The organism is Mammaliicoccus stepanovicii (assembly GCF_002902525.1).
GTDB classification, from domain to species: Bacteria; Bacillota; Bacilli; order Staphylococcales; family Staphylococcaceae; genus Mammaliicoccus; species Mammaliicoccus stepanovicii.
The window spans coordinates 59,081-74,060 of record NZ_PPQZ01000013.1; the positions used below are offsets into that span (position 1 = coordinate 59,081).

The 14,980-nt window shown below is 32.5% G+C and carries 12 protein-coding genes; 4 read left to right on the top strand and 8 right to left on the bottom strand.

All coding sequences use genetic code 11. The annotated features are described in order from the left end of the window. Window positions 1-92: 92 nt before the first annotated feature. Both CD111_RS02400 and CD111_RS02405 read right to left on the bottom strand, forming a co-directional pair. A complete protein-coding gene (locus CD111_RS02400; protein ID WP_095087469.1) occupies window positions 93-3,284 on the bottom strand; it encodes a DNA polymerase III subunit alpha in 3,192 nt (1,063 codons plus the stop codon). 12 nt (window positions 3,285-3,296) lie between these two features. Continuing rightward, window positions 3,297-4,223, bottom strand: a complete 927-nt coding sequence (locus tag CD111_RS02405) for a DHH family phosphoesterase (protein WP_095087467.1) — start codon at window positions 4,221-4,223, stop codon at window positions 3,297-3,299. A gap of 74 nt (window positions 4,224-4,297) precedes the next feature. Between CD111_RS02405 and CD111_RS02410 the strand changes: the two genes are divergently transcribed. Next, complete coding sequence (locus CD111_RS02410; protein WP_095087465.1) at window positions 4,298-4,657, top strand: YtpI family protein; 360 nt, start codon at window positions 4,298-4,300, stop codon at window positions 4,655-4,657. Window positions 4,658-4,679: 22 nt separating this feature from the next. Here the strand turns inward: CD111_RS02410 and CD111_RS02415 are convergent, their stop codons facing one another. Together CD111_RS02415 and CD111_RS02420 are read right to left on the bottom strand one after the other, a co-directional pair. After that, window positions 4,680-5,975, bottom strand: coding sequence for a DRTGG domain-containing protein (locus CD111_RS02415; RefSeq protein WP_095090104.1), 1,296 nt, complete (start codon window positions 5,973-5,975; stop codon window positions 4,680-4,682). 139 nt (window positions 5,976-6,114) lie between these two features. Further along, window positions 6,115-6,804, bottom strand: a complete 690-nt coding sequence (locus CD111_RS02420; protein WP_095087463.1) for a metal-dependent hydrolase — start codon at window positions 6,802-6,804, stop codon at window positions 6,115-6,117. A gap of 108 nt (window positions 6,805-6,912) precedes the next feature. Here CD111_RS02420 and CD111_RS02425 point away from each other — a divergent pair, with 108 nt between their 5' ends. Both CD111_RS02425 and CD111_RS02430 read left to right on the top strand, forming a co-directional pair. Continuing rightward, complete coding sequence (locus CD111_RS02425) at window positions 6,913-7,968, top strand: M24 family metallopeptidase (protein WP_095087461.1); 1,056 nt, start codon at window positions 6,913-6,915, stop codon at window positions 7,966-7,968. Next, the gene (locus CD111_RS02430; protein WP_095087459.1) at window positions 7,965-8,594 is read left to right on the top strand and encodes a copper homeostasis protein CutC; all 630 of its coding nucleotides are present in this window, start codon (window positions 7,965-7,967) and stop codon (window positions 8,592-8,594) included. Before CD111_RS02425 ends, CD111_RS02430 begins: the two co-directional genes overlap by 4 nt. A gap of 66 nt (window positions 8,595-8,660) precedes the next feature. Here the strand turns inward: CD111_RS02430 and CD111_RS02435 are convergent, their stop codons facing one another. The 3 genes from CD111_RS02435 to CD111_RS02445 all read right to left on the bottom strand — a co-directional run bounded on the left by CD111_RS02435 (window position 8,661) and on the right by CD111_RS02445 (window position 11,837). Further along, window positions 8,661-9,434 (bottom strand): DeoR/GlpR family DNA-binding transcription regulator, encoded by a 774-nt coding sequence (locus tag CD111_RS02435; protein WP_095087457.1) that lies wholly within the window; start codon window positions 9,432-9,434, stop codon window positions 8,661-8,663. Between the two features lie 75 nt (window positions 9,435-9,509). Next, window positions 9,510-10,739 (bottom strand): MFS transporter, encoded by a 1,230-nt coding sequence (locus CD111_RS02440; RefSeq protein ID WP_095087455.1) that lies wholly within the window; start codon window positions 10,737-10,739, stop codon window positions 9,510-9,512. A gap of 27 nt (window positions 10,740-10,766) precedes the next feature. Further along, window positions 10,767-11,837, bottom strand: a complete 1,071-nt coding sequence (locus tag CD111_RS02445) for an alcohol dehydrogenase catalytic domain-containing protein (protein ID WP_095087453.1) — start codon at window positions 11,835-11,837, stop codon at window positions 10,767-10,769. A 160-nt stretch (window positions 11,838-11,997) separates the two neighbouring features. Here CD111_RS02445 and CD111_RS02450 point away from each other — a divergent pair, with 160 nt between their 5' ends. After that, entirely contained in the window at window positions 11,998-13,629 is a 1,632-nt protein-coding gene (locus CD111_RS02450; protein ID WP_095087451.1) for a ribulokinase, read from the top strand. 61 nt (window positions 13,630-13,690) lie between these two features. Here the strand turns inward: CD111_RS02450 and ald are convergent, their stop codons facing one another. After that, on the bottom strand, window positions 13,691-14,803 hold the full coding sequence (ald, locus tag CD111_RS02455; protein WP_095087449.1) for an alanine dehydrogenase: 1,113 nt from the start codon (window positions 14,801-14,803) through the stop codon (window positions 13,691-13,693). Window positions 14,804-14,980: the final 177 nt, after the last annotated feature.

Here is a 14,980-nt window from a genome sequence, read left to right on the forward strand (position 1 = left end):
CACGAAACTTAATTGTTTTAATTAAAAAATTCTTCACAGTGGTCTGACCACCATGAAGAATACTATATCATAATTTATTTAATTAATAAAGACTATAATAGACGTACGTTTTCATTTCCTAAGTCATTAATTAAATCGATGATATTACCCTTTTCAACATTTAAATATCCTATGAAATTAGTCGTAAAATCCACATCATTAAAATATGTTATTTTAATTTCACTAGTGTTTGCCTTTGTTACCCATTCTTTCATATCCGTTACGTTACGTACCATGATTTCTTTAGCTGTTTCTAATTTTTTCTTTCTATATGTCTCAAGTGTTTCAAGATGATTTATAATCAGCTGCATTTTGTCATTTCTTTTTTCGAATTTACCTTGAATGATAAGTGGTTTATTTTCAATATTTATATTGTCTAATGATTTGTAAGTATCAGGAAAAATAACGCCTTCTATTTCGTTTATACCATCCATTATATTAACAAAAGCCATATTTTGACCTTTTTTAGTTCTAATTTTTCTAAGTGAAGGAATCATAACAAGCATTGGGACTTTTTCATTTTGAACGTTTAATGGGTATATTGATAGAAATTGATTTTCTTTAAATAAAGTTATAATTGGATGATCTGTAACATAGAAACCTAAATATTCACGTTCATATTCACTTTTCGTAATACTTGGCATCTCTTCGACTTCTTTGATTTCTTTCTTTACATTTAATCCTAGTTCAGCTAATAAGTTATTTGCATCACCGACGGATTCGCTACTTTCATATACATCATCTATAGATTGTAAAAGTGTTGCTCTTGTTAACTTAAAATCATCTAGTGCCCCAGCATAAACTAAGGCTTGAATTAACTTTTTATTTTTCACTTTACTTGGTAATCTATGCACTAAATCATGTAGATTTTGATATATGCCTTTAGATTTACGTTCATCTATCATTGCTTTTACGCTTTGATAACCGACATTTTTAATTGCACCTAGTGATGTGTAGATGCCTTTTTTAGTTGCTTTATAGAACCATTCACTATTATTGATTGATGGTGGAAATATGTTAACACCTATACGCTTCATTTCGGTTATGATTTGTTCTGTTTTAGATTCATTTCCAACTACATTTGATAATATTGAAGCATAGAAATAAGTCGGATAATGTACTTTTAAATAAGTCATAATATATGCAATTTTACTGTAAGCAACTGCATGTGCTTTTGGATATCCATAATCAGCAAATTTAAGTATTAAATCAAATATTTTGATTGCTGTCGTTTCTTCATATCCTCTTTCAAGACTTCCATTGATAAAATGCTTTCTTTCATTTTCTAAAACGGATCGGTTCTTCTTACTCATTGCTCTTCTTAAAATGTCCGCCTCACCATATGAGAAGCCCGCAAACTTACTTGCAATTTGCATGATTTGTTCTTGATATATAATAACCCCATATGTAGATTTTAAAATACCTTCTAAATCTGGATGTAAATATTCAATTGTTTCTTCATGTTTACGTCTTTTGATATAGGTAGGAATTTCTTCCATTGGCCCCGGTCTATACAATGATGTAACAGCTACAATATCTGAAAAATGATCTGGTTTCAGTCTTTTTAGCACACTTCGCACGCCTTGAGATTCAAGTTGAAATATACCGGTCGTTTCTCCGCGTGATAACAGTTGGAAAACTTTAGTATCATCGAATGGAATCTTTTCGATATCAATATCAATTTGTTCTTGAAATTTCACCTGATTTACGACTTGCTGAATGATAGACAAGTTTCTTAAACCTAAGAAATCTATCTTCAACAGTCCTAACTTTTCCGTTTCAGTCATTGTCCATTGCGTTAATACACCTGTATCACCCATCATTGTTGGCACAAATTGATGTAAAGGTTGATCATTAATAATAATACCTGCAGCGTGTGTTGACGTATGTCTTGGAAGTCCTTCTAGTTGTTTACTGAGGTGGAACCATTTTTCATGTAGGTGATTTTGATTTACAAATTGTTTAAACGCATCAGACTCATATGCTTCATTTAAAGTAATACCTAACTTATGAGGAATTAATTTAGATATATAATTTAGTGTTGCTTCATCAAATTGTAGTATTCTACCAACATCACGTGCTACTGCTCTAGCTAATAAATGACCATATGTGACTATACCTGCCACACGATTATCACCGTATTTATCTTGTACATATTGTATAACTTTATCTCTCTTTGTATCTTGGAAGTCAATATCAATATCAGGCATAGTGACACGTTCAGGATTCAAAAATCGTTCAAATAATAAATCATATTTTATCGGGTCAATTGTTGTAATATTTAATACATAGCTAACTAGTGAACCTCCAGAAGAACCACGTCCTGGCCCTACTAGTACATCATGTGATTTAGCATAATTAATTAAATCACTTACAATTAAAAAATAATCTGCATATCCCATAGAAACGATGATGTCATATTCGTATTTAAGTCTGTCTTCATATTGTTTATTAAATTGTGGGTATTTCTGCTTGTTTTCTTCTAGTAATTGCCATAAATAGTCATTACTATTCGAAGCATTTGGTGTATTATATTTAGGCAATAAATCTTGATTATATTTAATATCGACAGTACATTTATCAGCTATTTCATCAGTTATATTTAGATGACTTTGTAATATATTTAATGCTGTTAGCTCATCTTCTGCATAAAAATGATGATGATAGTTCGTATTAAAGTCACTTATCGTTAACTTTTCATTGTTCTTAATTGCCTTTAAAGCTACTAAACTATCACTGTCTTCCTTATTTAAATATAATGCAGATTGCATAAATACTGCTCTATGATTTGATTCTATATTGGAATCATGCGAAATATATTTATCATCCTCGTTGATATTTATATAATTAAAAAGATGCTCATTATCATTATTCAACTGTTTAGCAATGATGATGAGCCCTTCAGAATACGTATTTACCCATTCGATCGGCACATAATGTCTTTCTTTAATCGAAATAGCCGATGACAGTTTAATTAAATTATCATAACCAGCATTGTCTTTTGCGAGTAATACACATTCTAATTGATTTAATTGATCATCTAAAAATATAGTCAATCCAAATATAGCTTTAATTCCCGCTTGCTGGCACTCATCATAAAATTGTAATGCACCGTGCATGACATTTAAATCTGTTAAAGCAAGCGCTTGATAATTTTCATTTTTAGCTTTATTAACCACTTCTTTAATTCTTATACTGGAATTTAATAAATCATAAGATGAATGGACATTTAAATGACTTACCATGCGCTATACCTCCTAGATTACAGATTTAATATCACTTGCTAATTGTTCAAATTCTTCCCAACTATACACTGACGCACCAGATGCATTTGGATGACCGCCGCCATTATATTTTGCAGCAATATGATTAATAACGATACCTTTCGAACGAATTCTACATCTAATTTCTTTACCTTCGTCAACAGCAAATACCCATGCTTTCAGTCCACTAATATCGGAGACTGTATTAACAAATAAAGATGCCTCATTTGCTTCTAAGTTAAATTGTTCAAGGATATCTTTAGTGATTTTAATAGAGCAAAATCCATTCCCATCGTAATTGAAATTTTGTAATATATACCCTTGGAAATGTAATAATTTAGGGTCTCTTTCAGTTAATTGGTTTAACAATTGATTTCGATTAAAGTCTTTTTCCATTAATTTGGCTGCCGTATTCATAGTATGTGTCGTAGTGTTATCAAATAAAAATCTACCCGTATCGCCGACAATTCCGAGATATAATACACGACTTGCTTTTGTATTAATTTCACTATTATTTAAGTTCCATTCACGATTTAAATCACAGATGATTTCACTTGTTGAAGATGCGTGAGTATTTACATAATTAAGGTCACCATAGTTATCTACAGGTGGATGGTGATCTATTTTAATTAAAGCTACTCCCGTATTAAATCTAGCATCATCTATTCTAGGTGCATTTGCAGTATCACAAACAATAACAAGAGCTTCCTTATAAGTTTCATCACTAATTTGATCTAAATCACCTATAAATGCTAATGAAGGTTCAGGTTCACCAACAGCGTATACGTTTTTATTTGGAAATGCCTCCTGTAATATATATTTCAATCCAAGTTGTGAACCGTAAGCGTCTGGGTCTGGTCTCACATGTCTATGTATAATAATTGTCTCGTATTGCTTTATTTTTTCTAAAATTTCGTTCATTGGTATCCTTCTTTCTTTATATTTACTTATATTTTATTAATTGATATAATGCATTTTGGTAGGAGGATTAAATTATGTCACATATATTAATGTCTACATTAGTTGCTTTATCCGTTACAATCATGATTCTCGCATTCATTTTCGCGATATTAAATTTAGCTCGCTCATTTAGAACTAAACGAGATGTTAGAAAAGCTTATCATAAAGCGCGATCAAGATTTTATTTCGGAATCTTTATTGTTGCATTTGCAATTGATCAAGCTTTATTATTCCCAACTTTAGTTACATATATTATTGTATTAGTATTATTATTCTTCGGTATTTTAAATATTGCTTACGGATATAAAGCAAGTAAGTATTTTAAAGGTAATTTACCTATCGAAAATAAAGCATGGGAAGATTTCGAAAAACAGAAACATAGTAAATCAGAGTAAAGTGCCGTTTTCGGCGCTTTTTTTATTTATCTAACAATTGACACATCAGAAGTGCTTTTGCGACAGTTTGGTTTCCACTTATCATCGTTACTTCAAATTTAGCAAACAATCTACCAATATCTAAAGTATCAATCTCAACTTGTACGACATCATCTATTTGTACTGTTTTCAAATAATAAATATCAATATGCTCGACCATTACTTCAGATTTTTTCATTTTTCTTACTTCATATCTTAATGCTTCTTCAATTACAGCAACATAAACAGCTTTAGTCATCATACCGAACTGATTTGTAAGTTGAGGTGCGACATTTATATTTATTTGGCCATCTTGCATATTAATTTGTTTAGCTATTTGATCATGTATCGTCTCACCAATTTGCGGTTGTCTACTCATAAGCTGCATCGTTTTTAACACATCTTCTCTGGATATCATACCGATTAATTCTTTTGAATTAGATACAACTGGTAATAATTCTATCCCTTCCCAGATCATAAGATGCGCACACGTTGCGATTGTTGTATTCAATTGAGCCACGATTGGCGATTTAGTCATTAATGATTTTATAGATTTATCATTGTCTTCATTTACTATATCTTTGCTAGTTAGAATCCCTACAACTTTCAACTCATGATCGACTACTGGAAATCTAGTATGCGACGTTTGTTTCGATAGTTCGTTCCAATCTCTTACTTTTTGTTTCTCATCAAGGTACGATGTCGCTTCAATTGGTATCATAATGTCATCTACCATGAGAATTTCTTTCTTAATCATTTGGTCATATATCGCACGATTGATTACATTTGCAACTATAAAAGTATCATAATTCGAGGAAATGATTGGTAAATCATGCTCATCAGCATATTCTACAATTTCGTTATCCGCCTCAAATCCACCAGTAATGAGAACAGCAGACCCTCTCTTTAAAGCCTCCATTTGAACATCAGAACGATTTCCAACTATTAATAATGTATTCTTCGTTAAATATTTAACTACATCTTGTAATTCCATTGCACCAATTGCAAATTTAGATAGCGTTTTGTGTAGACCTTGTTTACCACCAAGAATTTGTCCATCTACAATTTTCACTATTTCATTAAAAGTTAAATTTTCTATTTGCTCTCTAGATTTACGTTCAATTCTTACTGTACCTACTCTATCAATAGATGCAACTAAACCTTGGTTATCCGCTTCTTTAATTGCTCGATATGCTGTTCCTTCTGACACATTCAAATCTTTAGCAATTTGTCTTACTGAAATTTTATGTCCTACAGATAACGACTCAATATACTTTATTATTTGTTCATGTTTCGTCATAAGAATGTACCCCGATCGTTTTAATGAATTACCTCTATTATAACGTTTAAGTAGCGTAAAAGATATCATTTCATGTACAAGAAATGATAACAAACAATAAAAAATCCACCTACTATATAAGTAAGCGGATTTTCAAAAATTATAGTTCAACTGAGTCCCCTGCTTTTAATATGTGGACTTCAGCTTTTCGAACTGCATCTTTAAATTCGTTAGGATCTTGCTTAATATAATCAAATGTATCGTAGTGAATTGGCACTACTTTTTTAGGTTGAATCAATTCATTTATTGCATAACTCGCATCATCAATTCCCATTGTGAAGTTATCACCAATTGGGATGAAACATAAATCAACGGGATGTCTGTCTGCAATAAGCTTCATATCTCCAAATAATCCAGTGTCACCCGTATGATAGATTGTTCCACCTTCAGTTTCTAATATAATCCCTGTCGGCATTCCTAAATAGACGATTTCACCATTATCCTCAGTAATACTATTACTATGGAATGCTTGAACAAACTTCACTTTACCAAAACCGAATTCAATATTTCCTCCAATATTCATTGGGCGAAGATTTTCTAAGCCGTGTTTATTGCTTAAATAGTCTATTATCTCAGGTAATGCAATAACGGTTGCATTTGAGTTTTTCGCTAAAGCTACCGTATCACCTAAATGATCACCGTGACCGTGTGTAAGAATAATATAATCAACTTCTAAATCTTCTGCTTTTAAATCAGACAGTGGATTGCCTGTAATAAAAGGATCGACTATAACTTTATGACCTTTACTTTCAAAATAAATAACTGATTGTCCATGAAATGATACTTTCATGCTTTCCCTCCTCAATAAATCTTTATCATTTATTATATACCCTATATTTGAATTTATGAATCAGGAAGTCTAAAATAACAATGTAAGAAATAGAATTGGGGGATACTTATGAAACACAATGAAATCACATCATTTTTAAATGATCATCACGCTGATGCGGCATGGATTACAACGCCGTTAAATGTATATTATTTAACTGGATACTTATCAGAACCACACGAACGATTATTTAGTTTACTCATAACTAAAGATGGAGAAGAAACTTTATTCTGTCCAAAAATGGAAGTTCAAGAAGCAAAAAATGCTGGCTTCAAAGGAAATATTGTAGGATATTTAGATACTGAATCTGCTTTTGATTTAATAGAACAAAGAACTTACAAAACTTTTGCTATAGAATCAGAACATTTATCTGTTAAACGATTAAGAGAAATTGAGCATGCATTCAATGTCGAAAAAATACTAGACATCGATCAAGTATTAAAAGACTTAAGAAATGTAAAAACTACAGATGAAATCAATACATTACATGAAGCGGCTAAATACGCTGACCTTGCTATTCAAGCTGGTGTCGAAAAATTAACAGAAGGTATTACAGAAATAGAAGTGTTAAATCATATAGAAACAACTATGAAACAACATGGCATTTCAAAGATGAGCTTTGATACAATGGTCTTATTTGGAGATCATGCTGCTGCTCCTCACGGTACACCTGGTGATAGAAAATTACAAAAAGACGAATATGTTTTATTTGATTTAGGTGTTATTTATAAAGGTTATTGTTCTGACATTACAAGAACAATACCATTCGGCAACCCTTCAGATAAAGCTAAAGAAATTTATAACATCGTTCTAGATGCTAATAAACAAGCTATCGCAATGATTAAGCCAGGAGCTAAAATTTCAGATTGTGATAAAGTAGCGAGAGATATTATAAGCAATGCAGGATATGGTGATTTCTTCCCACATAGACTTGGACATGGATTAGGACTTAGTGTACACGAATTCCCTGATATTTCTAGTTCAAATCAAGATGAATTCAAAGAAGGTATGGTCTTAACAGTCGAACCTGGTATTTATGTACCAGATGTTGCAGGTGTGCGTATAGAAGATGATATCGTTGTTACTCAAGAAGGCCATAAAATATTAACTGGATACGAAAAATGATTAAAGAAGCTTGTGTAGAAACATTAGAACAAATTCAACATGCCATTAAACATGGTGCTAACCGCATTGAATTATGTGACAATCTTTCAGTCGGAGGAACAACGCCAAGTTATGGAATGGTTAAAATAGCTATTGAACTTTGTCATGAACATGATGTTGAAGTAGCCGTAATGATCAGACCTAGAGGTGGCAACTTTCAATATGATTACTTTGAATATGAAATAATGAGACAAGATATTATTCAACTTAAAACATTAAACGTGGATGCATTTGTATTTGGATGTTTAGATGAAAACCAATATTTAGATGAATGGAAGATGAAAGCTCTTAAAGATGCGTGTGGTGATATACAATGTGTATGTCATATGGCATTTGATTTAATCAATCCATATAATCAACTAAAGTCATTAGATTGGTTAATAGACCATCAATATACACGCGTGCTAACGCATGGTGGTACACCTGATACACAACTCTTTAATAACTTAAATCATTTAGGTAAATTGTTAATACATTCTAAAGGAAACATTACAATTATGCCTGGTGGTGGATTAACGAAAGATAATCTACACGAATTATTACATGATATTCCATTTGATGAAGTACATGGTACAAAGATCGTTTAGTCACCATATAAAAACGGGACCGAATGCTACTTATTAGTAGTCTTCGGTCCCGTTTTTGTTTCGGATTTACTTATTAACATCCACCTTAATGAATCGTTCTATACTATGCATATATTTTTCTTCATCATAAGTAGTGTTTGTATTATCTGTAATCAATATATCTATATCAGAAGGCGAACAAACTTTGTGTAAAGAGATTTTATCAAGTTTCGAACTATCTGTTAACAGAAACACTTGTTTAGATTGTTTGACCATTAATTTTTTCGCTGGTGACAGTTCTTCGCTATAATGTGTAACGCCGCTATCAAAGTGAAATGCAGGTGTTGCCAAAAATAATTTTGTTGGATTCAATGCACTCAAAACTTCATTTGTAATATATCCATTTAACATATAATTATCTTTATATAATACGCCACCCGTCACGATGACTTTGTTTTTTGAAGATTTCAATATAGATGCTATATGAATATCATTTGTTATGATCGTCAAATTCGACTTATTCACTAGTTGCTTTGCAAATTGCAATGTTGTAGAACCCGAGTCAATGATAATCGTGTCCCCTTCTTCTACAAATTCTGCCGCTTTCTTACCTATTGCTTCTTTCTCAATGATATAACTTGATTCTCTATCATCAAAATCCAACTCATCGACTACTTCATCATATCGTAGAACGACACCACCATGTGTTCTCTTAATTTGATTAAACTGTTCTAGACTTTTTAAATCTCTACGAATCGTTGCATCATGTACTTTAAATGCGACTGATAATTCATGAACTGTTGCTTTTTTATGCTTCTTTAAGAAGTTAATTATATTTTGTTCGCGTTCTGCTGGTAACATTTAAAACATCTCCATATTGATAAGTATCTTTATTATATCAAAAACTTATGCTTAAATGCGTAACTTTTATACACATTACAAAGATGTTTTGGCATTATTTGGCAATTTTATGAAATATGTCAAAATTGAACTGAAGAAATATAACATAGCCAAGATCCAAATAACACCTCTTGCTTCAACTACATCTATAAATAAGTTAACAATCATTGGTCCGATGAATACTGGTAAACCTGCACCTAAATTTAAAACTGCCAATGCAGCACCTTTATCTTTCTTAACAAGAGATGGCACTAATGCTGATAGTGGTACATAGGCCGCTAAGAATGCACCCCATAAGATTCCTACTGCTGTAAGAATAATTAGATTTCCATCTGTCCATAAAGGAATGTATCCAATTAATAATGTCGTCACACCACAACCTACACCACCAAACAGCATGATTGTATTTCTCCAACCAAATTTATCTCCAACTATACCGAAGATAAGATTAAATGCGATATTTGAAATGAAGATTGTAGACCAAACACCTAACCATTTAGATGTTGGAATACCAAATGATGCGAGATAGATTGGTAAGAATACAGGAAATGCAAATTGTGCAGTTGTATTAATAATACGAACTATACCACCTAATAACACTTTTGGTTCATCTTTCATAATCGTTATACCTTTTAATAATTCGGCAACTTTTTCTTTTGAATTCCCTTTATTCGTTGGTAATGTATCGCGGTTAACGAATAAGGCGAAGACACCACCTAATGCCACCCAGAATAATGAACTCCATAATGTATTCACATGACCTAATACTTCAATTGCAAATATAGAATAAACTGCACCAAGAACATTTAATCCGCCTGTAAATACAAACCAGAACCACCCAACTGCTGATCCTAAATGTTTTTTCTCTGCTCTATATGATATCCAAACTAAGAATGAATAAGCAAATAATGGATAACCAAATCCCCTTAATGCATATGCTGGTATCATTAAGGCTAAATTTTCTGACGGAATAGCAAACCCCACAAAACAAACTGTACCTAACATATATAAGAATAAACCTATTGCCATTGTTTTCTTACCGCCTAGTGATTCAGCCAATACACCACTAAACCAACTAGATATCGCAATCGTCACACCATAACTCGCAAATAATGTACTTGTTTCCTTAATTGAAAATCCTTGTTCATGCAACCATGGACTTAGCCAACCAATTTCTAATCCATCACCCATCATGAAGATAAGTATACCTATATACCCCCACATTATCTTCTTAGGCATACCTAATACAGTTTGATTTGTATTCATAATTCATAATCCCCTTTATTATTTAATTTACCAATTATATTTTAAATACGTTTTTTTCCAACCTTTATGTGCAGCTGCATCATCCATTGCTTGATTTAAATCTTTTATTTCTTTAATATCGTAATATGTTTCAGGAATCAATTTACGTAATGCTTTTTGATATTCAGTATTATCAAAATAAGATATCAACTGTTCAAATTCTTTTTTAGTACTTCTTGAACTACCTGATAAGGTTAATCCTTTTTCTAGAACATCTCTTGTATTAATGCCCACTAAATCTTCAGTAACACCCATTAATACGATTTGACCTTGACGATCGATTAAGTCAATCGCTTGATTAATTGCAGATTCTGAGAATTTTCCTCCTGTACATTCAAATACAGTATGTACACCTACTTCATTCTTAAAATCAAAATCAAATACAAGATGTGTTGTCGCAAAATCATTAAATTCTTGTAATTTTTCTTCAACAGCACCAAATACAATTAAGTTTTCCTTTTCAATTCCATGTATAAAATGTAATGCAGTAGCTGCTAAATAGCCCACAGGTCCATCACCAAACACTGCCACTTTAGGTGAACCATTTGTTGTCACATCTTTCAATTGATTTATTGGGAATAATGAAACAGAGCATAATTCTGCTAAAAGTGCGACATCTTCATCTAAGTTATCTGGTACTTTCACAACATTATCACCATGAATGACAAGTTGACTTTGGCAAATACCATCAAAACCACTTCCCATAAATAAAGCATTTTCATCGTAATTATCTTGTAATTCAGTTTCTTCAAAATGTCCCTTTTGTAGTCTTGACGGAATATTAGGGACAATAACAACTTTATCTCCTACTTTTACATTTTCATGATTAGAAGCTTCAACAATTCCTATTCCTTCATGGAATAAAGCCATCGGTAGCTTTTTCTTCAATGCTTCTGGACGACGATTTCCAGTATAATATCTTAAATCAGCATGACACACACTTGCTTTAGTTGGTTTAATAATGACATCATTTTCACTAAAATCATGCTTAATTGTCGATTCTTCAAATACACCCGGTTCAATTAATCTATATGCATTAGAATATACTTCTTTGTTCATTTATGCTCATCCTCCATTTTTTATAGTTCATTTGTGTTCATATCGGTATGATAAACTCGTTTATACATAAATGTCAACATTTTTTGTTCATTTCTATTGATTTTATGTTCATATGTGCTTATTATAATGAGTGAGCGCTTTCATAAAGGGAGGATATAATATGACTTATAGTATAGGTATTGATTACGGTACGGGTTCTGGCAGAGTTTTCTTAGTACAAACTGAAAATGGAAAAATTATTTCACAATATATTAAGCCGTATACGCATGGTACGATTGACGAAGAACTTAATGGACAAAAATTACCACATGGTTTTTCGTTACAAAACGCAAATGATTATTTAGAAGTACTTGAAGAAGGTATTCCACATGTCCTTAAAGAATCTAAAGTAAATCCAAATGAAATTGTGGGGTTGGGCATTGACTTCACATCGTCTACTGTTATTTTTGTAGATAAAGATATGAATCCAATCCATAACAAATCAGGTTTCGAAGATAATCCACATGCATACGTGAAATTATGGAAACATCATGGTGCTGAAGCAGAAGCCGATTTACTTTATAACACTGCAATTAAACAGAAAAAACGTTGGTTAGGAAATTACGGTTATAATGTAAGCAGTGAGTGGATGATTCCCAAAATTATGGAAGTCATGAATAAAGCACCTGAAGTTTTAGAAGCAACATACGCAATCATGGATGCTGGAGATTGGATTGTGAACAAACTGACTAGTCAGAACATCCGATCAAATTGTGGACTTGGGTTTAAATCATTCTGGGAAGAAGAAAATGGATTCCATTATGACCTATTTGATAAAATCAACCAAACTTTATCAGACGTAGTGCGCAATAAATTAGAAGCGCCAATCGTAAATATTGGGAATACTGCAGGTAGACTTTCAGATGAAATGGCTAACAAGTTAGGCTTAACAGCCAATACCCAAGTAAGTCCCTTTATCATTGATGCACACTCGAGTTTACTAGGTATTGGGTCTGAGCGAGAAGGACAGATGACGATGGTTATGGGTACAAGTACATGTCATTTAATGTTGAGTAAAGAGCAGAAGAAAGTACCCGGTATATCAGGTTCTGTTAAAGGTGCTATTATTCCTGAATTATTTGCATATGAAGCGGGACAATCAGCTGTTGGTGACTTATTTGAATATGCTGTTAACCAAGCACCAAAATCTTATATCGATGAAGCAGACGAGCGTGGAATCTCTATACATCAATTACTTGAAGAAAAAACAACTAATAAATTACCAGGCTCAAGTGGACTTATAGCTTTAGATTGGCACAATGGAAACAGAAGCGTATTAAGTGATAGTAGTTTACGTGGTAGTTTATTCGGACTCACATTGCATACGAAACATGAAGACATTTACCGAGCATATTTAGAAGCGACAGCATTTGGCACGAAGATGATCATGCAACAGTATGAAGACTGGGGAATGCATGTTGAAGATGTATTTGCATGCGGTGGTATACCAAAACGAAATAAATTGCTGATGGATATTTATGCAAATGTACTAAATAAAAAAGTCACTGTAATAGATAGTGAATATGCCCCTGCAATAGGAGCTGCCATATTAGGAGCAGTTGCTGGAGGTGCATATAAGACAGTTAAAGACGCAGCACAAGCAATGAAAGAACCGGTACTTTATGAAATCGAACCTGATCCATCTAAAGTAGAACGATACGCATTACTTTTCAATTCATACAAAGAATTACACGATATACACGGCTACAAAAAAGCACGTATTATGAAATCTGTTGCATCACTTGTAGAATAAAAATCAAAAAACCTATCTAATCAACCCAATAAATCACTTTGGTTGGTTAGATAGGTTTATTTTAATTCAATATTTCTTGGTATGGTGTATACTCTTTATCAAATGCTTTTGCTACTTCATGATAAGTTAATTTACCATGTATTGTATTCAAACCTTTTGCTAAAGCTTCATTATCTTGACATGCTTTAACAAATCCTTTGTTTGCTAACTGGATAGCATATGGTGTTGTTGCATTATTCAATGCGATTGTAGCTGTTCTTGGAACTGCACCTGGCATGTTTGCGACAGCGTAATGTACAACTCCGTGTTTAACATATGTCGGATCATCGTGTGTAGTAATTCTATCAGATGTTTCAAATGAACCACCTTGATCGATTGCTATATCAACCAACACTGAACCTGGTCTCATTTTCTTAACCATATCTTCAGTTACAAGTTTAGGTGCTTTTGCTCCGGGGATTAATACTGATCCGATAACTAAATCACTTTCAACTACTGCTTCTTCAATATTCAATGGTGATGACATCATTGTTTGTACACTTGCTCCAAATAAGTCATCTAATTGTTGAAGTCTTGTTGGATTCAAATCAACTATTGTAACATCCGCACCAAGTCCAACTGCCATTTTAGCTGCATTTGTTCCGGCTTGTCCGCCACCAATAATTGTAACTTTTCCACGTTTAACACCTGGAACGCCTGATAATAGTATACCTACTCCGCCGTTCGTTTTTTGAAGGAATTGTGCACCAATTTGTGTTGACATTCTTCCTGCTACTTCACTCATCGGAGCCAATAATGGAAGTGAACGATCTGGTAACTGCACTGTTTCATATGCAATTGACGTAACTTCTTTTTCTAATAACGCGTTCGTAAGTTCTTCTTCTGCTGCTAAATGTAAATAAGTAAATAATATTAAATCTTTCTTGAAAAATTGATATTCTTCTTTAAGTGGTTCTTTCACTTTCATAACCATGTCTACATTCCATGCTTCTTCTTGTTTTACAATTTGTGCTCCAGAATCTAAATAATCTTGATCAGTGAATTGCGAACCTAATCCAGCACCTGTTTCAACTTTAATTACGTGCTTTTGTGCTTTCAAACTCGCCACCCCACTAGGTGTTAATGCTACTCTGTTTTCGTTATTTTTTACTTCTCTTGGTACACCAATAATCATATTAAATTCCCTCCTTGCCTCAATGATAACGCCATATAATTGAAAGCGCAATCATTATTATTAAAAAATTATTTAATATATAAGTTTATAAATATCTAAATATTCTAAATATTCATTTACTATTTAAATTTTGTTAGAATATTTAATATAAATAGTAATTTTCTAACTGCTCATTAG

Bases quoted from the DNA above. Each gene is read 5' to 3' on its own strand.
- CD111_RS02400 (WP_095087469.1), bottom strand. From the start codon at position 3,284: ATGGTAAGTCATTTAAATGTCCATTCATCTTATGATTTATTAAATTCC.
- CD111_RS02405 (WP_095087467.1), bottom strand. From the start codon at position 4,223: ATGAACGAAATTTTAGAAAAAATAAAGCAATACGAGACAATTATTATA.
- CD111_RS02410 (WP_095087465.1), top strand. From the start codon at position 4,298: ATGTCACATATATTAATGTCTACATTAGTTGCTTTATCCGTTACAATC.
- CD111_RS02415 (WP_095090104.1), bottom strand. From the start codon at position 5,975: ATGACGAAACATGAACAAATAATAAAGTATATTGAGTCGTTATCTGTA.
- CD111_RS02420 (WP_095087463.1), bottom strand. From the start codon at position 6,804: ATGAAAGTATCATTTCATGGACAATCAGTTATTTATTTTGAAAGTAAA.
- CD111_RS02425 (WP_095087461.1), top strand. From the start codon at position 6,913: ATGAAACACAATGAAATCACATCATTTTTAAATGATCATCACGCTGAT.
- CD111_RS02430 (WP_095087459.1), top strand. From the start codon at position 7,965: ATGATTAAAGAAGCTTGTGTAGAAACATTAGAACAAATTCAACATGCC.
- CD111_RS02435 (WP_095087457.1), bottom strand. From the start codon at position 9,434: ATGTTACCAGCAGAACGCGAACAAAATATAATTAACTTCTTAAAGAAG.
- CD111_RS02440 (WP_095087455.1), bottom strand. From the start codon at position 10,739: ATGAATACAAATCAAACTGTATTAGGTATGCCTAAGAAGATAATGTGG.
- CD111_RS02445 (WP_095087453.1), bottom strand. From the start codon at position 11,837: ATGAACAAAGAAGTATATTCTAATGCATATAGATTAATTGAACCGGGT.
- CD111_RS02450 (WP_095087451.1), top strand. From the start codon at position 11,998: ATGACTTATAGTATAGGTATTGATTACGGTACGGGTTCTGGCAGAGTT.
- ald (WP_095087449.1), bottom strand. From the start codon at position 14,803: ATGATTATTGGTGTACCAAGAGAAGTAAAAAATAACGAAAACAGAGTA.